Source organism: Clostridia bacterium (assembly GCA_036654455.1).
Lineage (GTDB): Bacteria > Bacillota > Clostridia > Christensenellales > CAG-314 > JAVVRZ01.
Genome location: JAVVRZ010000002.1, coordinates 184965 through 208918 on the forward strand (window position 1 = coordinate 184965; position 23954 = coordinate 208918).

Here is a 23954-nt window from a genome sequence, read left to right on the forward strand (position 1 = left end):
AAAAAAGCATATTTTGCCGACAAGATTTGGACGACTAAATTACTAAAATTAAGTAAAATATATTAAATATTAGGAACAGACAAAGACTTTTTACAAACTAAATAACCGCTTCCGCCGACATAGACTGCATCGATTATATCGTCTTGATAAGTTAAATTTACAATTATTTGCGAAACTTGTCCTAGACTATAACCTTGCTCAAACACGTACTGCGGTTGCTTAGAGAAGTACTTAAATAGATAGCAAGCCAAAGCGCAACTAGCCGTGCCGGTTGCTGATTCTTCGTCAATACCATATAACGGCGCAAAATTACGGCACGTTGCAATGTTATCTTTATTTTTGTTTAAGACAAAAGCGTGTATTCCAACAACATCTTTTTGTTGGCTTAAACTGATTATGTTTTTAAAATTTGGTTGTAAGTTAGTTAAATTTTGCATTGAGTCAATAGGTAGAATAATGTCTTTTAACCCTGTTGAAACAATTTGAATGGGCAAAGACTTATCGATAAACTCGCTATTTATACAGTTTGTAAACAAGCTAGGACTAAGAATATCTAGAAATGTTGGACTATTTTGTTGCATAAATATTAAATTATTTTTAATGCTGATTTTTAAAATTCCCGATTTGGTTTCTATTGTATAATCGACCTTTTGCTTACTAGATATTAAATAATTATTACTTTCTTGAATATTTAATAGTTTAAGCAATACAAAGGTCGCAATCGTAGCGTGACCGCATAAGCTAACTTCGCTAGTTGGAGTAAAGTATTGCAACCTGTAATCTGCAATGGCGGAATTAGAAACAAAGACTGTTTCGGCATAACCTAGTCGGCTGGCTATCCACCTTTTTTGTAAAGTCGTCAAATTTGTATAGTCAAACACAACTCCGGCGTTATTTCCGCCTTTACCGTGTTTGCTAAATGCGCTGACTACATACGCTTCGACCATATTCTCTCCTTTACGCCCTTCGCAATTTATATCGCATAATAGTTTTTGCATATAGACAAACTTAAATTTAACAGCATTATATTTACGCTATTACTAATTACTTTTTGCACAAATCTAACTCGGTCGTTGCTATTTTTAACAATTATAAAAATTTTAGCAAACAAGTAGACAACTTTTAACCTTTGCAATTAATCTAACCGAAAAATACTGTAAAATCATTTATTGCTTGTCTTTGCCTTTTATCACTGTAATTTAAATATTGTTTTGTATTTTAAATATTATTTTTCTACTTGTATTATAGCACATTAACACAATTCTTTCAACTTAGAACTATTTTAATTTAACGTTAATAAGCGTATGGCAGTTTTATTAATAGTACTTTGAGCAAACTTACAAACCTAGCTATTATAATTTGTCAATACGATTGACAAAACAAATATATATTTTGTTAAGTTAATTGTAGCGACGGGATAGCATTTTGGCGAATGGCAAAATGCGTTACTGTTCGTAGACCTAGCTCGTAGCAATACAAAACCACCCAAAAGGCAATAGCCTATTTGGGTGGTTGCGGTGGCGGAGAGAGTGGGATTTGTAAGGAGCGAAAGATATATGAAAAAGGTCTTGTTAAGACAAATTATAACAAACTTAATTTATTCGAGTTTGTTAGTTTAAGCGACGGGATAGCATTTTGGCGAATGGCAAAATGCGTTACTGTTCGTAGACCTAGCTCGTAGCAATACAAAACCACCCAAAAGGCGAACGCCTGCTTGGGTGGTTGCGGTGGCGGAGAGAGTGGGATTTGAACCCACGGTTGCATTCCTACAACACACGATTTCCAATCGTGCTCATTCGGCCACTCTGACATCTCTCCAAAGCCATAAATAGTATATACTATTTGCCTATTATTTGCAACCGCTTACGCAATTTTTATGCCTAGAAAATATTTTGTCAAATGTATCGGGCATTTAAAAAGTAGCTGAGGTTAGTTAGCAAAATTTTACAAAAGCACGGTTGTAAAGCAAAAAAAATTGTTGCTATATTTTTTTAAAAAGTTAAACTTTGCCGATTAAAATTAAATTACTGTTATTATTTATTTTATTAACCTTGACATATAGCGTAAATTTGCTATACTTAAATAGCTTAGATATGCGGTCAATCTTTTCTATTGCCGTAGGGTAATAATGTAAAATTTTACCCGTGGCTCTACCCCCGCATTAATTATGTTTCTGTAGTAAAACGGATATTACAAGGCCCTCCTAAGGCCTAGTTTCGGGTTCGATTCCCGGCAGAAACGCCAAAATATACTTAGCCACGAAAAGAGCGTGGCTTTTTTAGTAAGGAGTAAATATGAACGGAAAAGAAATTTATAAAGCGCTTGACGACCAAGAGAAAAAGGCTGTGCGAACGGCGTATGCCCAAAACACAAAGCACAAAAAGGCTATGCGAATAGCAACTTTAATAAGTTCGCTATTTTTTTGCGGTTTTGCTATATGGGAACTTGTTGATTTGTGCAAATTTATCTTTAACGGGCTAGAAGTGTTGTCTCTAAATCTTTACGCTAACATTGGGCTAGCTGTATTTGGCATTGTCTTCTTCGTACTTAATTTTATCAATCTCAATAATTTCTACAAATTTATAGAAAGCAAGGCAGAAGAAAGCAAAAAAGACCAAACTTAGCATTGTATTTAACTTAATTATTTTATTACGACAAAACGCTTAGATAACTCTCTAAGCGTTTTCTTTGTGACGTAAAAATGTAAAAAATTAAGATAAAAAAGAATAGTTAAGTCGACTAAAATAAAAAGATATATAAATTTGTGTTGTATGGACGGAATAATTAAGTTACCGTTTGTTTGTCACGGCGCTAGACTTGATAATGTTTTCCACACGCAAAGACCGACACTATTTTGTCGCCCCTTACAAGAACTATGTCGGCGTCTGCGCCTACTTTTAAATTGCCCTTACTAGCTAGACTTAGTATGCGAGCAGGATTTGTCGTTGCCGGAAGCAGGGCTTGACTAAGGTCAATTCCTTGCGAAACTAGGGCAGAAATTGTCTCCCAAACGCTTGCTACCTTGCCTACGCCCGAACCGATAATTCGCTTATCTATGTCATAAATTGGCATACTGCCTTGTCCGTCCGAGCTAAATGTAATGTTGCTTATATTTACGCCCGAAGCAAGCGAAGAAATAAAACAATTATGCGCATTTAAAGGGTCGTTAATCGGCGTAATATTATCTCTACTTGTAGTAAAGTCTATTGTCGCATTAAATTTAATCGAATAAGCTATGCCTTGACTAAAAATATCTTGGCTTCTATTAATATGTGTGGGTAGAATTTTTTGCGAAGGAATTTCCGTTTCGGTAAGTAAAGTTGTCAAAAGTTTAAGTCCGCTCTTGCCACTGCCTAAATGAACGTTACTTACGCCGGCTTTGCCAGAAAGCATACCGGCTACATAGGTGTCGGCTACTACGCTGTTGAAGTCTTGTTGGGTCGGTTGAGAAGAGCGATGGTCGTTAATTGCAAGTTCTCCGCTACCAATAATACAATCTACAAAAAGCATATCTTTAAAGATATCCCCCGTTGCCGTTAGCTGAGGTATGCGATAGTTGCCTGCCATACAGTATGCAGAAACACCTTGTTCCCTTAGCCCCCTAACCTTTGCGACTAAATTTGCCATTGTGCGAGAAACGCCGTCAGTACCAAGTACGCCTACTACGGTAGTTACGCCCGAGGCGATAAGTTCGCCTGCCTCAATGGGCGGAGTTTGAGACGCATACGACGCTTCGCCACCGCCTCCTAAAATATGAACGTGGTTGTCGATTAAACCGGGAATAGCCGTAAGCCCTTGACCATCGACTATTACGACGTTATCAAGCGTTAAAGAAATGTTTTGAGAAATTTGTTCAATTCTATCATTTGCAATTAAAATATCGCAAATTCCCAAAGGCGAAGGCGAATAGACGGTAACATTTTTAATAAGAGTTAACATTTTGCGTTCTCCGTAATGCGTTCTATTGTTGTTTCGTTGTCGGCTAAAACTATCTTGTATACGTATGCGCTACCTAATACCTCAATAGCGCCACTGGCTATATTGTAAATTAAGCCCGTATCTTCGCTTATGCCGTAGCCGTAGGGAGTGGAAGTATATTTCATTGTGGTAATTAATCTACGCTGACGAGCCCGAGTATTAAAGTGTTGGTCGATAATACCGCCGTCAAAAAAACCTAAACCTTTGGTTATTAGCAGTTTTTCGTGTTCTTCGTTAGATTTGTCGCTAAAATATTCTTTTACACAAGTAATTGGAGGATAAGCAAGGCAACCCTCGTCTGTGCCGTTGCCTATCATAACCTTGCTCATAATTGCAGCGCCCGCCGAACTACCGCCGATTACTCCGCCACGAACAAGAACTTGACGAATCGATTTAAGATAAATCGTATCGGTAAAGTCTTCGTTGAGGAAAAGCGCAGTTGTGCGTAGTTGACTGCCACCGGTAAACCAAACGCCGGTAGCGTTGCTGAGAATATCTAAAAGTTCCTGATGTCTTGCGTTTGCTAGTCCTAACTGAGTAGCTACTTCTTTATCAAATAATGGTAGCATAAATATATCTTCTTTTGGAACGCCTACGCTAATCAATTTATCTTTTGTTGCGTCAAAACTTTCTATTGGTTCGTCGCTTGCAGAAACAACAACTACTATTTTTGTTCTATCAAGTGTCGCATACTGCGCAAATCTTGTAAAAATCTTTTTTGCCGACACCGATATATTACCGCCACAAATGACGAGTTTACCCTTTTTTTCCATAATGATGCCCCTTATTAGCTATTATTTACTTCTTAATTGATAGTACTAGGTTTATTATAGTACACTTTTTGTAATCTTTCAACCCCGTAATTGTCATAGCTACGCTAGAAGAAGCATAAACTTGGGTCGATTCTACTCTGGTTAGTATAAGCTTAGTGGTTTGAGATGCAATTCCATAGCTTGAAGTTGCTAGTTGACTAAACGCAAACGTCACTAAGGCTTGGGTTGTTGAGTAGTTTGAACCAAAAATATCCTTAGTAGTATAAGTTGTGGTTATCGGCTCGGTTACAAGTGATTTTTGAAAAGGAATGACTGTCATTGTGTCAAATTTAATACTGTCGCCTGCTGTTAAATAATGTATTACTATATTATCGCAAGTAAAACTTGCGTCATTCTTACTGCCAAAAGTAGCCTTTCTTGCGTCTACAATAAATACGCCGTTAGGTCCGTATACAGTGCCTACGCCCCTACAAATACAAATGCCTGTGCCTTCGTCAAAGCCCATACCTAACTTAATGTTGTTGTCACGCATAGCTACTAACATTCTGCCTAAACGACTACGAGCGTCAAAGTGGCTGTCAAGTAGAGTAACATAACCTGTTAAGTCGCTAGACCAACTAAGTCCTTGCGTAGAAATAGCTACGTCCGTGTTGGGAGCTCCGCTGTCGCAATCGCCGATATTACAGTTTGTAGAAGAATTTGCATTGATTGTGCTAGTTGACGTGCCGTTTAAATAAGTAGGATTGCTCATAATGTTTGCGCCTGCGCTTGTGCCTGTTGCAAAACCGCCCTTTCCTACAATGTCGTAGATAGCTTGTCCGCATTTATTTAAAGTATTGTCGTCGTTATAAATACATCTACTAATCTTTGATTGGTCTCCGCCGATAAAGTGTACGCCGTGACAACTGCCTATTAAGGCTGAAAAATAGTCGTCGTTGCCGATTACTTTATAATTTTCGGGGTTAAGCGGAATATAAACAGCGTCCATACCAACTTGTTTGAAAAGTTGCTTCTGTACTCCAAATTCGGTAAAATTGTCAGCTTCGCTACCCGAAGCAGCGCCGATAATTGCTACACGTGGGCGTCCGCCGATTGCCGCTTTAAGTTTGGTTAATTCGCTCGAAGCAAGCACTGTTGTGGTGCAAGCTCCGCCGTTAGGGAATATCGTGCCGTTTCCAGCCCCATAACCGATTGTAGCTAGTACGGTAGGTAAGGTCGTAGGCGTAAGTAATCTAAACGACTTGTAAATTCCCGTAACTCTACCTTCCTTGTTAAGGCTTGCGACATAGACATAATATATGTTCTCGGCATTGTACGCTTTGCCATAAATATCTTTTTGACTGTTTAAATCTATACTCGCAGTCGAGTCGACAGCGTTAGCAACTTCAACAACCTTCTTATCGCTGATTAATGTTTTAATTTCGTTTGCGCTAAGTAACTTAACACGCATTTCAACGTCGGCAATATTTGTCATACTGTAAAACACTATATTGCTAACAATATCTTCAAAACTCCTAAACGTTAAGTTTAAACTGTTGCCATTTTTAGTAAAGTCTAGGTCGGTTGCATAAGCTTGCTTAATAATTGTGCGGTCCGCAATAGATAGCGCAAGCATACCATCTTTACCCAAAGTAAAGCAGAAAAATCTATATTCGCCCGGGTCGGTCATTACTTTACCACTAATAATATCCTTTTGATTAGTGTTATAGGTATTGCCAACACCGTCAGCATAAGACAAATCTGTCATAATATACACCGAATTATCGCCCTCTAAGGCAAGAATTTGTTCCTTATTAATTTTTGACAAATAATCTTTAACTTGTTTTGGGCTTGAAGTGGAGTAGCATATTCCGTACGCCTCTACGCCGGTCATATTCTGGCTCTTTGTAAAAGAAATCTTATATTTTTCAGGTGTAACGCCACCGTTGCCATATAATGTAACCTCTTGCAAAGAGAATTCAGTCTTAGCTAAATAATTCTCATCTTGATGTTGGCATATTACGCATACGCCGTTTTCATATTGATGCGCGCACTTTTTTCCGCAAATAGAGCATACGCTATCAACCCATTTATGTTCGCATTTTTCTCCGCAAATAGAGCATACGCCGTCAACCCATTTATGTTCGCAAGCGCAACCGGTTAATACAAACATTGGAATAACCAGCAGTAATACAAAGATAATAGCAAGGATACGCTTTTTCATATTATTTATCTCCTAACATTTATTAGTATATTTATATATTCAAACACTTACATAGAGCGTTTGGTTATATTCAAATTTAAGTTTATTTGGTATTTTCCCACAAACGCAATAAAGCATTTGTGGGAAAAAACCGACTGATTGTAAGATACGCTAGCAAGTGTAAGACAGAGTGTGTAAAACTATCGCTAGCAAACTATAACGCTGTTAAATGCGCTATTGTTTAATTATGAACGAACGATAGCTTGTTCGAGTCTACCAACCCAAAGCAAACCATTGTCGCCAACTACTATTACATAGATGTAATAAGTGCCGGGAGTAGCCATCATATCTACGGTCTTGTTGATAAAGTCGAACGAACCCTTAGATAGAGCCATTGTCTTGCCATCGGTAACATAAGAAAGTTTTCTTTCTCTTAGATAAATTGCGCCTTCAACAGGATACATTGCGTCAAAGTCGGCTCTTGTTAAGCCTGCTAGGGCAGCTTTAACAGTTGCAAGGTCAGCTGAGGAATAACCGATAAATATGCTCTTAGCAAGAGTAGCGTCAAATGCAGGACCAGCGACTATCTTAACGCCTAGGTCATTTACGCTTGTAAGAGGGTCTAAGTGGTCGGCTGTGATATTTGCAAGCCAAGCCGTTGGGTCAACTCTTACGATTGCTTGTTCAAGTCTACCAACCCAAAGCATACCGTCGTCGCCAACAACTACTACATAGAGGTAATAAGTGCCGGGAGTAACCATCATATCAACGTCTTTGTTAATAAAGTCAAACGAACCTTCCGAAGGAGCCATTGTGCCACCATCATCAACATAAGAAAGGCCTCTTTGTCTCATATAGATTTTGCCTTCGACAGGATACATTGCGTCAAAGTCAGCTCTTGTTAAACCTGCTAAGGCAGCTTTAACAGTTGCAAGGTCGGCTGAGGAATAACCGATAAATAGGCTCTTAGCTAAGGTTTTGTCAAAAGCAAAGCCTTTCTTAACCTTAATGCCAAAGTCATTTACAGTCTTAATTTCGGGTAAGTGGTCTGCTGTAATTTCTGTTAGCCAAGCAGTTGGGTCGGCTGGCGGTCCAAAGATAACGTCAATTTCTCTTGAAGCGCTAACAGCGCCCTTAGAAATTGTTACTGTAAAGATATTGCCTGATTTGAAAGTAGGCGTTACGGTCAAACCCGTAATGTTTGTTCCAATTTCAGCTACAATGCTCTTTTTAATAGCTTCGGCCTTAACTTCGGGAGCCCAGTTAGCCGCATCTTTGTTATCGCTTTCGAGAACGGTTGAATATACAAAGTCTATTAAAGCATTTCTTACGTCGATAGTATCGGGCGTAATTTCAACTGTCTTTTGAGCTTCGCCTACCCACTTAATTTGTCCGTTTGCAACAGACGCCATATAGAAGTGGTAAACGCCGGGTGTTTGCTCGATAGAATTAAGAGTAACAAAGTCTACCGCTACGCCATAAAAACCTGTGCTAGCAGGATTGTCGGTAGCTAAATATTCTAGTCTTTTGCCTTTATTGAGTAATCTAACACGGTTAGCCGTATCAAGAGCTTCAATGTCAACGCCGGTCTTAATATTCTCTTTAATATAAGCTTGTATTTCTGCAAGAGTCTTAACCGAATATAACATTAAAACTGAGTCTAGTTTGTTGTAAAGTTCGCTTTGTGTTTGTCCTTCGGCAAGTTTTTCTAAGTAAACGTCAGCGTGCATTCTAAATTGTTTTGCGCCTGTTAGGCTAAAATCAAAGGGGTCGCACTCTACTAACTTAATGTTAGGAATTGCAAAAGTTTCGTCCCAATTTTGGTCTCCGGTAGAAGCGTCTGTTCTTACTATTGCTTCTTCGAGTCTACCAACCCAAAGCAAACCATTGTCGCCAACTACTATTACATAGATGTAATAAGTGCCGGGAGTAGCCATCATATCTACGGTCTTGTTGATAAAGTCGAACGAACCCTTAGATAGCGCCATTGATTCGCCTCCAACATAGGAAAGTTCTCTTTCTCTTAGATAAATCGTACCCGTAGTAGGATACATTGCGTCAAAGTCAGCTTTCTTCAAGCCTTCTAAGGCTGTCTTTACGGTTGCAAGGTCAGCTGAGGAATAACCGATAAATAGGCTCTTTGCTTGCTTATCATCAAAGTCAGCGCCTTTCTTTACCTTTACGCCATAATCATTAGCGCTTGCTATTGTTGCTAGGTGATCGGCTGTAATTTCAGTAAGCCAAGTTTCCTTATCGCCCTTACAAGCAGATAACGAAAACAAGCAAGAAACAGCTAGTAACACAGCTAGAAATAGTGATAATTTTTTCATTGTTTCTTCTCCTTTAATACTTTATTTAAACCCCTCTAATTAATTGTATCGGGCTATAAATTTTTAAACAGTTTTTTTAGACTTCTTTGGAGCTGTCTTTTTTGCGGTTTTGACTACCTTGGGAACGTCGGGTTGCAAATTTTTAATATAAATTTCCATCTCTTTATCGTTAGCTAATATGAAATGCCCCTCTTTAAGTTTCTGCCAACTTGGCTGTTGAACAGAGTAATCGTGAGAAACTTTTGGGTCATAATTAGTTACAATCTTGTTCCTTTCGTATTCGGGGTCGGGCATGGGTATTGCCGAAAGCAACGCCTTAGTGTAAGGGTGCATAGGGTTGAGAAATAGTTCTTCCGCCTCGGCAAGTTCGACAATTTTGCCCTTATGAATTACGGCTATTCGGTCGCTTATAAATCTAACAACGGATAAGTCGTGAGCGATAAATAGATAGGTCAAATCACGAGCTTTTTTCAAATAGTTAAGTAGGTTAATGATTTGAGCCCGTATAGAGACGTCTAGCGCCGAGATAGGTTCGTCTGCTATAATTAGTTGGGGTTGCATAATAAGCGCCCTTGCAATGCCCAAACGCTGTCTTTGACCGCCTGAAAACTCGTGCGGAAAGCGACTTGCAAACTCCGGCGATAGTCCTACGTCAATCATTGCCTTAGCTACTTTTTCCTTTCGCTCCTCTTCGTTTTTAAATAATTTGAAGTTGTAAAGACCTTCGCTTATGATATAGTCTACCTTAGCTCTTTCGTTTAAAGATGCCATTGGGTCTTGGAAAATCATTTGCACGCTTTGACGAAATTGCTTCATTTGTTCGTAGTTTAATTTCTCGTCTATGCGTTCGCCGTTGAAAACTATTTGTCCGCTACTGTTAGGAGTTATCTTCATAATCGAACGACCTATGGTAGTTTTTCCGCTCCCGCTCTCGCCGACTAAGGCAAATGTTTCGCCTTTATGAATTTGAAAACTTGCGTTATCTACTGCACGGAATTTCTTTTTGCCTGCGCCGAAATCTACGCAAAGATTTTCCACCGACAGTATAACTTCCTTTTTATTAAGTTCGTCAAGTTTGTTTCTATCTACTACTGCTTTGGCAAAGTGCGACCGAGCAGACGACGCCGAACCAATATAATTTTTTGGGTCGCCGTATTTGTCAATAGCGTATTTGTGTAGCGTCCAAGTCTTAGCTTTATGCGTTGGAGATACCTCAAAAAACGGCGGTTCTTGCTCGAAGTCAATCTTTAAAGCGTCGGGGTTACGATAAGCGAATGCGTCGCCCTTAATCTCTTTATATAGGTTTGGGGGCGTACCCTTAATTGCGTATAAGTCTTCGCCTTTAACCCCTAGCTGAGGTAACGATTTCATAAGCGCCCTTGTATAAGGGTGAACCGGCAGCGAGAATAGTTCGTCGCTTGACCCAATCTCGACTATTTCGCCTGCGTACATTACTGCGACTCGGTCGGCAACGTTAGCTACTACGCCTAAGTCGTGAGTAATAAAGACTACGGTTAAGTCGAGTTCGGCTTGAATATCTTTTAATAATTTTAATATTTGAGTTTGTAAAGTTACGTCTAGCGCAGTTGTTGGTTCGTCGCAAATAAGAATGTCGGGGTGGCAAGCAATAGCCGTAGCTATTACTATACGTTGACGCATACCACCGCTAAATTCGTGCGGATATTGATAATATCTTGTGGCAACGTCGGGGATACCGACTTTTTCCATAAGCGACATCGCCTCTTTCTTCGCATCTTCTTTATTTAATTTACTGTGAAGCACCAAAACTTCTTTGATTTGTTCGCCAATGCGTTTAAGAGGATTAAGAGCAGTCATAGGGTCTTGAAAAACCATAGCTATGCGTTTGCCTCTAATCTTCAACCAATTCTTTTTATTGATTCGGCGTTGATTGTAGTCAGGTCGCCTTGTTGACCACTCGGCTAAGTCTTGTCCGTCAAAAAGAATGTTACCGCTCTCGACCCAGCCATTTTTATCGGTCATACCAACAAAAGTCTTAGTTAGCACAGATTTACCGCTACCGCTTTCGCCAACTATGGCTAAGGTTTCGCTACGATATAATTTTAAGCTTGAACCTCTTACTGCGGTAAGCGTCCTGCCTCTTAGATTAAATTGAACTACCAAGTCTTTAATTTCCAAAATGACGTCTTTGTCGCAGGAATCTTGTTCTATTTCGATTTGTTCTTCGTCTTGACTTTGCTCTGTTTCGGTTTGTTGTTCGCCTTGACTTTGCTCTATTTCGATTTGTTCTTCGTCTTGATTTTGCTCTGTTTTGGCTTTAACTTCGTCTTGATTTTGTTTTGTTTGTTGTTCTTCTATGTTCATAATATTCACCTCTTACACGTGATTTTTGGGGTCGGACGCATCTGCGAAACGATTGCCCAAAACATAGAATGAAATTGTTATAATCGACAAAATCAAAGTGGGAAACCATAATTGATAGGAGTGGAAACGGAATACCGCTCTACCCGTGCTTATTAAGTCGCCTAGCGACACTACCGAAGTACCCGGTAAACCTAAACCGATATAACCTAAGAAAACTTCCGAACCAATGGTCATAGGTATAGTTAACGCAGTTTGCATAATAATCAAGCTAACTAGATTAGGAAGAATATTCTTAGATAAAATGCGTCCTAGCGGAGTGCCTAAACAACGACTTGCGATGTTATACTCGCTTCGCCTTATAGCAACGACCTTGTTGCGAATAAACATTGCAACCGACAGCCAACCCGTCACGCACATAGCTAGAACTATCGTCCAAAAACCCGGAGTAAATATATAGGTAAATAAAACTAGATATATTGTCTGTGGTATATTGACTAAAACGTTGTAAATTTCGGTCATTATTCTATCCATTTTTTCAACGTATCCCCAAAGAGCGCCCATAATTACGCCGATGGTGATGTCAAAAAACGCTACTACAAAACCTAGCAAAAGCGAAGTTCTTGTGCCGTACCAAGTACGTGTCCACATATCTCGCCCTAAGTTGTCAGTTCCAAAGATATGTTCTGCGCTAGGCGCGTTGTTAGCTAGCTCGGGATTATTAATGATTGTAGGCGCTATGGGGTCTACCGAAGTAAACATCGGGTAAAAGAACGCCATAAGCACAAACAATCCGGCTAAAATTACTAATGTTTTAGAAATAGGGCTTTTAAAGAACGTTCTTATTGTAGACCGCCAGTAAGAATAATTGGAATAGCCTATATTGTCAGCTTCTTTTTCGTTAAACCCGGCTTTTTCAAACATAGATTCGGTTAACTTAACTTGGAGATTCATCATAACGCTTTAACCTCCTTTTTTGCCTTTCTTTTACTGCTTGAAGTAAGCTGTATGCGAGGGTCAATTATGGCCATAGCTATATCGCCCAAAAATACGCCGACAATGCCTAGTATTGAGAATAGTAGAACTAATATTTGTACTACGTTGTTATCCATTTCTTGTATAGCCTTGACTAATAGTCCGCCCATGCCGGGTATGCTATACAAACTCTCGATTACAAGAGAGCCTGATATAGTTAGTAGTAGTTGAGTTGGAAAATACTGTACTAGCGGAACAAGGGCGTTACGCAAAATGTGGCTGTTCATAATTTTTCGTTCGCTCAACCCTTTTGCCCTAGCAAATTTAACGTAATCTCTATTTTCCTCGTCTACCATAAATCGCCTTAGCCATACCGCATACCAAGCTATGCTAGACAGCGATAACGATATAACAGGCAGTACCCAAGTCGCAGGGTTGCTATCGCTAAATGTCATAGGTATTCCAAACCATCTAGTGAAATATACTTGAATAAAGAATAGATAAATCAAACTAGGTATTGCTCTTACCGCTACTACATAACCCGTACCAAGTAAGTCTGGCAGTTTGTCTTTATTTTTTGCCATAGATATGCCCATAAAGAAGCCCAGCGCCATAGAAATAACCATACTTACTCCGCCGAAAGCTAAGGAATATGGCACTCTTTCGGCGAGTAAATCGACAATAGGCTTGTGAATTTTGTCAACACGCAATACTTCGCCTAAGTCGCCTTGAAATAAATTGACAAAGAATTTGCCAAAGAGAACAAAGGGATTGCCTTTTACGCCTATATCTATTAAATATTGTTCTCTCTCAAACTCGGTCATATTAAACAAGTCGTCCCTTGTAAAGTAACCGTCGGTTGGCATCAATCTAAGTAGCATAAATACTACAAAAATTATTATTATGATTGATATTAAAGACTGTAACAGCCTTTTTATTGTGTATTTAAACATATTAAACCGTTATTAATTAGCGCCGTTTAACGCAGCGAGCGCATCGTTAAATTCTTTTTCATATTTTTTGTATTCTTCGGTAGTTAAAGGTTCTTCTTGCGTATCCATCCATCTATAAGAGAAACGACTTAAACCAAAACCTCCACGTGGAGCAAGGAAAGGAATAGCACGAGTCATTTCAAATACGCCTCCGCCGTTCTCCCAAGGAATGAGGTAACCGCCGTTAATTAACATAGCTTCTAGTTCGCTAAATATCTTATATCTTTGCGATAATACCGTGCAAGCCGCAGCTTGTTTGACTAATTCGTCGTAACCTTCTATTACAAATTTACCGTCGTTAACTTCGCCTTGCGAGGTTAATCTTCCTAATTGAGCTAATGGGTCGCCATACTTAAAGCTGTAACTGTCGCAACTTATGTCAAAGCCCATATATTGATTGCAAGAAACATATTTGTCGTCGCCAGTTTGGAACATTCTTACGTTGATTAATTTATTACCATCTTTATCCGCAAACAAGCCTTCGATAGCCGCTTTAAATACTTGGGCAACTTGAATATCGTTAGAGTCTGGTCCGTGTGTAAATACTAAGTCAATAGGAAGTTTACCGTCCATCTCAAAAGTAATCGAGTTACGCATACTTACCGTGCCGGGCGTTACGCCTTTAATTGTCTTTCCGTCAGCTTCGACAAGTTCGGCAAGAGCAAGAGCGAAATATCTCTTAGCTTCCTCTTCATTATAGATGGTGTCTTTAAGGTCTTTAATAGCCTTTAATTCGGGGTAATCGGTGTAATCAACGCCATTTTCGTCAAAGCATACTCCTTCGGGAATTATTGTGTTAGTGAGCATTGCTTCGGGGTTGATGTTGTTGTAAATACGAGCCATTGCAGTACGGTTCACGCCGTGACGAAGAGCTTTTCTAAAATTATCGTTGTGGATAAAAGTGTCAAACTCTTTGTTAAGCGATTGGAAGTTTTGATAAAACCAGAATGTTACAGTTGATTTATCTTTGAAATTTACATAATCCTTGTATTTAGCGTTGCCTAGATAATTTGCAACTTCGTCGCCCGGAATGTTTGCGCTAGTAAGTTCGCCACGCAAAAACATCTCGATTGTTGTATTTGTGTTAGAAACTTTTTGAAGTTTTATTGTGTCAACCTTCATATTTACAGCGTCATAGTGAGCGGGGTTTTTACTTAGAACAAATTCTACGCCAGTACGCCAGGTCTTTAAGAAGTAAGGTCCGTTGTATAGTAATTTGTCGCAATCTGCGCCAAACATCTCTTTGCAATTTAGCGCAAATTCGATATTAAGGGGCAAAAACAATTCGGTTACTAAGAATGACTCAAAATAAGGAATAGATTGGGTGAGCGTATAGGTAACAGTCTTAGTAGCGTTGTCAGCTTTTACGCCTACAATGGTGTCAAATTGGTCGACAAGTTCCTGACGAGTCGAATTCTTAATGTTAGCAGGTTTCTTATAATCAGGGATAGAAGTGTCGTCCTTAATACGAATATTCTCATAATAAGTTTCAAGTCCGGAAATAACGGTCTTGATCATACTTATGTCCGCCTTAGTATTCTTGTGGTCGGAGTAATATTTCATAGCGTCTGCCCAGTCGGTTGCAAGAACTTCTCTAACTTTCTCGCCCTTACAGTCAAACCAGAAAATGTTATCTCTTAGGTGGAATGTCCACACAGACTTGTCAGCGTTGCTTTCCCAAGTTTCTGCGCTTGCGCCAACATATCTGCCAAAGCGGTCGTTAATAATCAATCCTTCCATAGTGTTAGCGATTATCTTCTTACCCGTTGTATCGGGAAGGTTAAAAGGAGAGATTAAGTTTAGGTCGATAGCGTAACTAGCGTAGTAAGTCTTGCCTTTATTTTCTTCTCCGCAGGCAGACAAAGCGAACACGCAAGTTATAGTCATCAATATTGCAAGTGTTAAAGAAACTATTTTTTTCATTTTATGCCTCCATGTTATTGTTTATAGTTTGATTACTTTTTCAAAAAGTATTAGTTAGCGTTGTTTGGTTATAATTTTACTGCTTATTTAAGTATTAAAGTTTTGCGATTTGTCACTGCGTTGACAAACATATTGCTCTTATGTCTTTATTAAAGTTTTATAATTTCATTTTTATAATGTTTGGTTATTCGTTTGTAACGAGGGTTACCTTTAATGAAACAAACATAGGCGCTACCTAGCACTTCAATTTGGTTTTGCTCTCGGTCATAGACAAAAGCGGTGTCTTCGCATATCCCAAAAGATTTACTTATATTAAATAGGTCCATTGAAGCTATTAATCGAGTTAGGCGGGGGCGAGTGTTAAAGTGTTGGTCAATCAAACCGCTACTAAATAAATTAAACCCTCTTGTCAAAAGAACTTGTCCGTCTGTTTCGTTTACGCTACCTTCATATTTAGCGGCGTCGGTTTCTATTGGTAAGGTTAAAGATGCTAGGTCGCTACCTGCGCCAATCATAAACTTGCCCATAATCGACGCTCCTGCCGAAGTTCCGCCGACTACTCCGCCGTTTTCATATACTTCTCTTATTAATTTGAGGGAAGCGGTGTCTTTTTCGTAATTACGCAGTAACGCCTTTACAGTTTTCATTTGATCTCCACCAACAAACCACACGCCTGTCAAATCTTTGAGGTAAGGTAGTAACGCAGGGTCGTCGCCATCGCTTGACCAGCCCTGAGATATTAAATTAGGTATTAGGGAAAGAGGTAGACAATTAATATTTGATGGTTTTGCTCCCAATTTAACTAAGGTAGTTTGAGTACAGCTAAACGATTCTAGCGGAATTGCCGAAGAAACAACAACTACGCATATTTTTGCATTCTCTCCGCCGGCAAGTCTAAGAAATTCTCCGTAAATCTCCTCTTTACTCCTGCCTACGTTACCGCCAGCTACGACTAAATAACCCTCTTTATTCATAACATAACTCCTAGTTTGATGTATTATTTGCACTAAATGATATCACTATGGTTGACATTATAAAATGCGAAATTATGCTCTATTTCGGTTTTTATTACATACAAATTGATGCTTTACAGTTTTTTTGTCACAAACGCATTGTTTTATGCTAATATGCAAGCGGAAAAACCATACTAATTTGAGCAAAGCACCAATTACTGTGGCATATTTATCAATATTACATATATTTTGATACGGAGGATACAATATGGCATTTATAGAGATCGACAAATTTGACCGTTTTGCAAATTATGACGGAAACAACACTTTTACAAACACTTTTTACCAAATAGTTTATATAGGTAATGGCGAAAAGGAATACACGATTGAAAACAAGCTATGTTTAGCTAAGGCAAATTCCTTTGTTCTTATACCGCCTAGCACGAAATACAGCTACAAAAACTTCTCGGGGGCGCAACTGCATATTTCTTTTGACGTATTCTACCTAGATATAATTGACGAAGTAATACTGCACCATTGTTTTAACAACAGAATTATACATTTAGATATGGCTCAACAATGCGGTATTAATCTTGTAAATATGGTAAAAGAGATTGAAAAAGAATACAATATGAACATTAAGCAAGACAATTTACTGCTTAAACTGCTTGTTAGCGAACTAGTGTTACGCATCAATAGATACGCCCTTGAAAACGATAGTTTGACGCTACAACTCAGCAACTCTACTTGTTTGATGGAAGATATTAGAAATTATATTAATAACAATTTTGCCTCTTGCACGCTTGCAAGTTTGAGCAAAACTTTCTATGTGTCCACTTCTCACCTTAGTCGAGAATTTAAAAAAATGTTTGAAATAAATATTTCTGACTTTATCATTAGCAAAAAAATTGCCCTAGCTATCAATCTACTGCGAAATACTAAACAAAGTATGGAACAAATTGCAACCGAATGCGGTTTTTCTTCGGCAAACTACTTCGGTCTACGTTTCAAGCAAGAAATGGGTATGTCGCCAATGGCTTACCAAAAGTCGGTTAGGTTTACCTAGAACTAACAGCTTAATTTGCCCTATAACTTAAAACTTAGCTATAAACTTACATAATTAAGTTGACTAATAACTGTGGCAAGACTAGTCTACTACGGCTATTCTGGTAATATCTTTTGTATTTCTATAAAATAAAGAAGGCTTTTGAAAATTGTTTATCCGCTTTCAAAAGCCTTCTTTTATACCATTTTTGTCACCTAAATAGTACAATATTAAATTTTAAGTCAATTAAAAATACTTTATATTAAATTACCTTAACGCTTTGTCGTAAGGTATGCCTTCGGCTTTTGGCGCGCGAGATTTTTTAGATGTAAAGGCAAGCACGACTAGGGTTGCAAAATAAGGCACCATATCGTAAATTGCGCTAGGAATACCTAAATTATCTAGGAAAGGTATCTTGCCGTGTAAAGAAGATAACGACATCATAAAGGCGAAGAATAGAGCGCCTAAGAATATCTTTGAAGGTTTCCACTGACCAAAGATTAAAACCGCTAAGGCTAAAAAGCCGTAACCAAAAACTGTACCGCTAAATTCGCTTATTAGTGGCACCATAAATAACATACCGCCGATACCGCCAAGTAGACCGCTTATTGCAACGCCCCAATAACGCATTCTAGGCACGTTGATGCCTACGGAGTCGGCTGCCTGCGGGTGTTCGCCACAAGAACGCAATCTAAGCCCAAAGCGTGTTTTGTTGAGCAAAAAGGTAGACACTAAAAGAATAAGTAAGCCTATAAAAGTGGTAATATAGGTGTCTTTAAAGAACATATCGCCTATTACTGGGATACTGCCTAAAAAACCGCCATCTTTAATATAGAATAACCCGACGGTATCAATTTGAATATTTTGCGTTCCTATTGTCATACGAGCAAGGAAAACAACAAGCGCAACAGAAATAATGTTAAGCGCCGTACCGCCTATGGTTTGGTCTGCCTTAAAATTGATTGCCGACACGCCTAGCAAGAGCGAATAAATTGTGCCTGCTATGCCTGCAATTAAAATGGCAAAAATCAGTAGTAATTGAGGGTTCATTACGACCCCTGCCTTTTGCATTAAATAGATAAACATATATCCGCAAAATGTGCCTATAATCATAATACCGTCAAGGGCGATGTTGATAGTTCCGCTTCGTTCGCTAAACATACCGCCTAACGCAACTACCATAAGTGGCATTGCTATTAAAAAAGCATATCTAAATACTTCGTAAAAAATTTCCATATTTATTTCTCCTCGTCAGTATTTGACTCATTTTGACTTGCCGAATTTTTGGCAACTTGACTAGCCGAGTCAACGACTTCTTGACTAGCCGTATCGATTATTTCTTGGCTAGCCGGGTCAACGACCTCTTGACTTATATCTACATTATTATCTTGCTCATTCTCAACGGCAGGTTCTGTCACTTTTTTCTTTCTAAACTTAGCTATTAATTTAGGCAAATACGACTTGATAATTAGAGCGGCGGCGCTGAAATAAATAATTATACCTACGATAATGTCTATAATCTCGGGCTTAAAGTCAAGCAGTTGCAAGAAGAAACCGCCTCGCTGTAAGTGCGCAATAAATAACGCCGAGAAAATTATGCCTATTGGGTGACTTACGCCGAGCAAAGCTACGGGTATGCCGTTAAAGCCCATAGGGGCGATTACGTTTTTGGGAGAATATGGATTTCCGCCGGTTTGTATATTGATTGCGCCTGCAAGCCCTGCAAGAGCGCCGGCTATTACCATTGATAGAATAATACTGCGTTTCTCGTTTACGCCGGCATATCTTGCGGCATTCTTGTTAAGTCCGCACGCCCTTAGCTCAAACCCAAACTTAGTCTTGTTAAGCACGTAATAAAGAATAATCGCAGTTGATATAGCAAGTATAAGTCCCAAAGCTACACGTGAACCATTAAATAATTTGTCTAGCCCAAAAGTCGGCATAGCCGCATTAAGGGGAACAGGGTAAGTGCGTTGTTCGATAGACATAAACATCGTTGTATCATTCTTAATCATCATATCCACAAAATATACGCCGATGTAGTTGGTCATAATTGAGGTGATAACTTCGTTGACATTAAATACCGCTTTAAATAATCCCGGAATAAAGCCCCAAAGCGCTCCGCCAATAATGCCGGCAAGCAAACAAACCACCCAATTACCTTCAAGGGTAAATGCAGCGACAAGGGCAAAATACATACCCATAGTATATTGTCCGCTTGCGCCTATATTAAATAGTCCTGTCTTAAAGGCAAAACCTACCGAAAGACCGGTTAAAAGCAAAGGAGTTGCGACATAGAGCATATCGCCTATGCCTCTCATAATGTCAGGATTATTAAATCCTCCAAGTAATATTCGCCAAAAACCCTCAAAAGCGTCTTGTGGCTTAGTTACAAGCATAAGAATTAGACCAAATAACAAGCCTATTACTACGGCTATTGCAGAAGAAGAAAAACTACTAAACGTCGAACTATTAAGTAAGCGTTTAAACATTGGCTTAGGGTGAGTGAAAAGTTGAACAAAAAAGTTAGCGATAGAAAGGGCGGTTTTTTTAAACCATCTACCAATAGCAAATGTTGCTTTCTTAATCCATCTACCAATAGCAAATGTTGCTTTCTTAATCCATCTACCAGTTGCGAATGTTGACTTTTTAATCCATCTACCGGTTGCAAACGTAGCCTTCTTAATCCATCTGCCAACGGAAACAAAAAATTGTTTAAATTTATTCATTACTCGTTAGTCTCCTTGTCATTTCTCTTGCTTCCCGCCATATACAGCCCTAATTCTTGTACGTTTGTAGTCTTAGGATTAAATTCGCCAACAATCTCGCCTTCGTACATAACAAGAATACGGTCGGACAAATTCATAACTTCGTCAAGTTCAAAAGAAATAAGTAGCACTGCGCTACCACTATCCCTAGCCGAAACTATTTGCTTGTGTATAAACTCAATCGCCCCAACGTCAAGTCCACGAGTAGGTTGTACGGCGATTAAAAGTTTGGGGCTAAGGGAGATTTCCCTTGCGAGAATAGCTTTTTGTTGATTGCCACCCGACATACTGCGAGCGCTACTCTTTATGCCCAAACTACTTCTTACGTCAAACTTTTGAGTAAGATTTGTTGCGTATTCGTCTATTGCGTGACGATTTAAAAAGCCTAATTTATTGCTAAACTTTGGAGTAAAGTACTGTTTTAAGACAATATTATCTTCCAAAGAATAGTCAAGTATTAGACCGAATTTATGTCTATCCTCAGGTATATGGGCTAGCCCTAGTTTGTTGCGATAACGAATACTCTTCTTAGAAACGTCTACGCCGTCAAGTATTATTTTACCGCTTGATAATTTTTCAAGTCCGGTTAAAGCGTACACAAGCGAAGATTGTCCGTTGCCCTCAATGCCTGCAATGCAAACAATCTCACCCTTATTAACCTTAAAGGAAACATTGTCTACGGCGTTCTTCTTGCTAAACTGACTCTTAACCACTAGGTCGCAAATTTCAAGAACGTTTTCCCCTGCGCAGGCTTGACTCTTATCTACCACAAAGTCAACGTCTCTGCCAACCATCATTTTTGACAGCTTGTGAGTGTCGGTATCGGCAATATTGACCGTGCCAATACACTTGCCCTTGCGTAGAATAGTACACCTATCTGCTACCGCCATAATTTCATTTAACTTGTGAGTAATAAATAGTATTGACTTACCTTCGGCGGCAAGCCCCTTCATAATACGCATAAGTTCGTCAATCTCTTGTGGCGTAAGCACGGCTGTTGGTTCGTCAAAAATAAGTATCTCATTCTTGCGATACAGCATCTTTAATATTTCTACCTTTTGCTGTTGACCTACGGGAATATCCTCAATCAACGCATCTGGGTCAACTTTCAATTTATATTTCTCCGACAATTCGACAATTTGATTTCGAGCGTATTTTTTGTCAATCAAACCACGTTTCATAGGCTCTGCGCCTAAAATAATATTGTCAAGAGCTGAAAAACACTCGACTAATTTAAAGTGTTGGTGAACCATACCGATGCCAAGGTCGTTAGCATCGTTAGGGTCTTTAATAGACACAACTTGTCCATCTTTTAAAATTTCGCCTTCTTCGGCTACATAAAGCCCAAACAAAATGCTCATAAGAGTAGATTTGCCTGCGCCGTTCTCGCCTAGCAATGCGTGAATCTCACCACGTGCCAATTCTAGGGTAATATCGTCATTTGCAATAATACCCGGAAAACGTTTGGTGATATGTCTCATCTCAATTACATTGTCCATTTGTATACCCCAAAAAAAGTTATAAAATAAGGGGCAAATATTTGCCCCTTATTAAATTAAACCAAGTTAATAGTAGCAACCATAACATTAGTCATCTAAAAGATTAAAATAAGAAACAGTAGCTACAAAAGCGTTATTTATTTAACAACTGTTAAGATAACGTTAGTTAGTTTAAGACCTGTCTTAATTTCTTCGGCTGTGGGTAGATCAGCAGCAGATTTAACTGTTCTTGCAAGGTCTTTTACTGTGCCAGCAACTAATTTAGCATAAATTGCTTTGTAATCGCCAACTGTAAATGTCTTAAATTGACCAACTTTTGCGGTGTCAGCATTAAGGTCTGCGATAGGTAAACCGATACCATCAACTTTTGCGTTGAATACTGTGGTCTTTCCGCCATAAATATCAAATTTGCCATCTCTAATAGATGTGAGAATGTCTTGTACAGATTTAGCAAGTCCCTTGGTTGCAGATGTGATGCAGGTCTTGCCAGCGCCAGTGTTGTATTGGTCAACGTCAACGCCGATAACCCATTTATCAGTAAGTTTGCCAGCTACGTCCATAACTTGCATACCAGCTCCGCCAGCGCAAGCAAAGATAACGTCAGCATTTTGGAACATTGTTGTTGCAGCGGCAGCGTTCTTAACAGCTTCGCTACCAAAGTTGCCTAAATAACTGTGTTGAATGTCAACAGTAATGTTTAATTCCTTAGCTGCGTCGTCTGCTCCTTTAAGGTAGCCATAACCAAACGCAACAACGGCTGGAACTGACATTCCGCCTAAGAAACCAAGGTCGGTAAAGCCATCTTTAACAGCAGCGTAACCTGCAAGATAACCAACTTCTTCTTCGGCATAAGTAACAGAAGCTACGTTCTTGTCTGTTCTAAATGTGCTGTAATCTAAGGTATGAGGAGCACCATCAAGAAGAATAAACTTAACGTCAGGATATCTGGTTTGAGCTTCAAAAATTGGAACTTCGAACAAGAAACCGGGTGTAACGATTGTGCGAGCGCCCCAAGCAACTGCTAGGTCGATAGCATCAAGATAGTCAGCATCCGAAGCAGCGTAAGGTTTAATATACTTAATGTCGCTTTCTGCGAGTTTGTTAGCCTTAGCGTATGCTTTTACGCCTTCCCAAGCGCCTTGGTTAAAAGATTTGTCGTCGATAGTTCCTACGTCTGTGATTAAACAGATTTTACCAGTGCCTTGTTCGCCACAAGCTACAAAAACAGATACGCTTGTCGCAAGCATTGCAACTACTAAAAGTAGGCTAAATAGTTTTTTCATTTTTTTACCTCCATAAATTACACAATAACTTTGTGTTCAATTTATTTTAGCACACTATCTATATTTTTTCAACACTTTTTCTTGTTTTGTTATTATTTTTTTTGCCTAATTACCTTAAAAATTACGCTCGAAATATAGTATCACTATAATTTTACAATTTATTCTTTTATCCGCATTGACAAGTATTTTTAAGTAAAGTATTGCTAGAAAAACCTATTGTATACTATTTAAAATTAAGCTTTATCTAAAATATAATTTAACCGCTAGATTTCACCAAACTTTAACAAAAAAATTCTTGTGTAATTGATTAATGCGGTGTATAATTAACAGTGTTAACTATTAGTTTTATACGTTAATTAGTTTTTCAATTTAATTAAACTGTCTATCGTATTTAGGCAAGAATATTTTAACAAGAATAATCTAAATAATAGTTAAGACAACATTATAAGGATAAACCGCTTTGACAAAAGCGCATAGAGGGGAAAAATGCAAACGATAAACAATCAAATGATTGAAACTATTAGACAGATGTATGATATGGAGGCGTTCTCGCCACTTATGGAATTCTGTCAAGGCGAAATGCGAACGCTAAATTACCTTTTGACCAACAGAAACGTAAAAACTCTGCCGTCAAACATATCTAGCACGCTAAACGTATCTCGTAGCAGAACAACCGCTACGCTAACCTCGCTTAGGCGCAAAGGCTACATTAATATGGAAATATTGCCTAGCGACCGTAGATGCCTTGTAATTAGTCTAACCAAAGAAGGCACAGACTATATTATAGAGAAACTTAAACAAGCCGAAAACTACATAGGGCTTGTTGTAACTAATTTGGGACAAGAAAATGCAATAAAATTGATAGATTTACTAAAACTAATAGTAGATATTACCAAAAGGAATGAGGCTTAGT

At 38.8% G+C, this 23954-nt stretch carries 17 protein-coding genes and 2 tRNA genes; 4 read left to right on the top strand and 15 right to left on the bottom strand.

Going from position 1 to position 23954, the window contains the following annotated elements; genetic code table 11:
• Positions 1–62 precede the first annotated feature (62 nt).
• Together RR062_02985 and RR062_02990 are read right to left on the bottom strand one after the other, a co-directional pair.
• On the bottom strand, positions 63–947 hold the full coding sequence (locus RR062_02985; GenBank protein MEG2026676.1) for a PhzF family phenazine biosynthesis protein: 885 nt from the start codon (positions 945–947) through the stop codon (positions 63–65).
• A 781-nt stretch (positions 948–1728) separates the two neighbouring features.
• Positions 1729–1818: transfer RNA gene (locus tag RR062_02990), tRNA-Ser, on the bottom strand.
• A gap of 351 nt (positions 1819–2169) precedes the next feature.
• Here RR062_02990 and RR062_02995 point away from each other — a divergent pair.
• Positions 2170–2244: transfer RNA gene (locus RR062_02995), tRNA-Arg, on the top strand.
• 50 nt (positions 2245–2294) lie between these two features.
• A complete protein-coding gene (locus tag RR062_03000; protein ID MEG2026677.1) occupies positions 2295–2624 on the top strand; it encodes a hypothetical protein in 330 nt (109 codons plus the stop codon).
• Between the two features lie 187 nt (positions 2625–2811).
• Here the strand turns inward: RR062_03000 and iadA are convergent, their stop codons facing one another.
• The 9 genes from iadA to RR062_03045 all read right to left on the bottom strand — a co-directional run bounded on the left by iadA (position 2812) and on the right by RR062_03045 (position 16467).
• Complete coding sequence (gene iadA / locus RR062_03005) at positions 2812–3939, bottom strand: beta-aspartyl-peptidase (protein ID MEG2026678.1); 1128 nt, start codon at positions 3937–3939, stop codon at positions 2812–2814.
• Positions 3933–4751 carry a cyanophycinase gene (locus RR062_03010; protein MEG2026679.1) on the bottom strand — a complete coding sequence of 273 codons (819 nt, stop codon included), beginning with the start codon at positions 4749–4751 and terminating at the stop codon, positions 3933–3935. Before RR062_03010 ends, iadA begins: the two co-directional genes overlap by 7 nt.
• A gap of 25 nt (positions 4752–4776) precedes the next feature.
• Positions 4777–6954, bottom strand: a complete 2178-nt coding sequence (locus tag RR062_03015; GenBank protein MEG2026680.1) for a hypothetical protein — start codon at positions 6952–6954, stop codon at positions 4777–4779.
• 224 nt (positions 6955–7178) lie between these two features.
• The gene (locus tag RR062_03020; GenBank protein MEG2026681.1) at positions 7179–9263 is read right to left on the bottom strand and encodes a hypothetical protein; all 2085 of its coding nucleotides are present in this window, start codon (positions 9261–9263) and stop codon (positions 7179–7181) included.
• A gap of 63 nt (positions 9264–9326) precedes the next feature.
• The gene (locus RR062_03025; protein MEG2026682.1) at positions 9327–11606 is read right to left on the bottom strand and encodes a dipeptide ABC transporter ATP-binding protein; all 2280 of its coding nucleotides are present in this window, start codon (positions 11604–11606) and stop codon (positions 9327–9329) included.
• A 12-nt stretch (positions 11607–11618) separates the two neighbouring features.
• The gene (locus tag RR062_03030) at positions 11619–12560 is read right to left on the bottom strand and encodes an ABC transporter permease (GenBank protein ID MEG2026683.1); all 942 of its coding nucleotides are present in this window, start codon (positions 12558–12560) and stop codon (positions 11619–11621) included.
• Entirely contained in the window at positions 12557–13459 is a 903-nt protein-coding gene (locus RR062_03035) for an ABC transporter permease (GenBank protein ID MEG2026684.1), read from the bottom strand. Before RR062_03035 ends, RR062_03030 begins: the two co-directional genes overlap by 4 nt.
• A gap of 84 nt (positions 13460–13543) precedes the next feature.
• A complete protein-coding gene (locus RR062_03040; protein ID MEG2026685.1) occupies positions 13544–15493 on the bottom strand; it encodes an ABC transporter substrate-binding protein in 1950 nt (649 codons plus the stop codon).
• Between the two features lie 149 nt (positions 15494–15642).
• Complete coding sequence (locus RR062_03045) at positions 15643–16467, bottom strand: cyanophycinase (GenBank protein ID MEG2026686.1); 825 nt, start codon at positions 16465–16467, stop codon at positions 15643–15645.
• A gap of 247 nt (positions 16468–16714) precedes the next feature.
• On the opposite strand from RR062_03045, the gene RR062_03050 reads away from it, so the two are divergent.
• The gene (locus RR062_03050) at positions 16715–17512 is read left to right on the top strand and encodes an AraC family transcriptional regulator (protein MEG2026687.1); all 798 of its coding nucleotides are present in this window, start codon (positions 16715–16717) and stop codon (positions 17510–17512) included.
• 246 nt (positions 17513–17758) lie between these two features.
• On the opposite strand, the gene RR062_03055 is transcribed toward RR062_03050, so the two are convergent.
• The 4 genes from RR062_03055 to RR062_03070 form a co-directional block, all read right to left on the bottom strand.
• On the bottom strand, positions 17759–18727 hold the full coding sequence (locus RR062_03055) for an ABC transporter permease (protein ID MEG2026688.1): 969 nt from the start codon (positions 18725–18727) through the stop codon (positions 17759–17761).
• A 2-nt stretch (positions 18728–18729) separates the two neighbouring features.
• Positions 18730–20220 (bottom strand): ABC transporter permease, encoded by a 1491-nt coding sequence (locus tag RR062_03060; GenBank protein ID MEG2026689.1) that lies wholly within the window; start codon positions 20218–20220, stop codon positions 18730–18732.
• Positions 20220–21758: an ABC transporter ATP-binding protein gene (locus tag RR062_03065; protein MEG2026690.1), complete on the bottom strand. Its 1539-nt coding sequence runs from the start codon at positions 21756–21758 to the stop codon at positions 20220–20222. Before RR062_03065 ends, RR062_03060 begins: the two co-directional genes overlap by 1 nt.
• Positions 21759–21895: 137 nt before the next feature.
• A complete protein-coding gene (locus RR062_03070) occupies positions 21896–23041 on the bottom strand; it encodes a BMP family ABC transporter substrate-binding protein (GenBank protein MEG2026691.1) in 1146 nt (381 codons plus the stop codon).
• A gap of 486 nt (positions 23042–23527) precedes the next feature.
• On the opposite strand from RR062_03070, the gene RR062_03075 reads away from it, so the two are divergent.
• Positions 23528–23953 carry a winged helix DNA-binding protein gene (locus RR062_03075; GenBank protein ID MEG2026692.1) on the top strand — a complete coding sequence of 142 codons (426 nt, stop codon included), beginning with the start codon at positions 23528–23530 and terminating at the stop codon, positions 23951–23953.
• Position 23954: the final 1 nt, after the last annotated feature.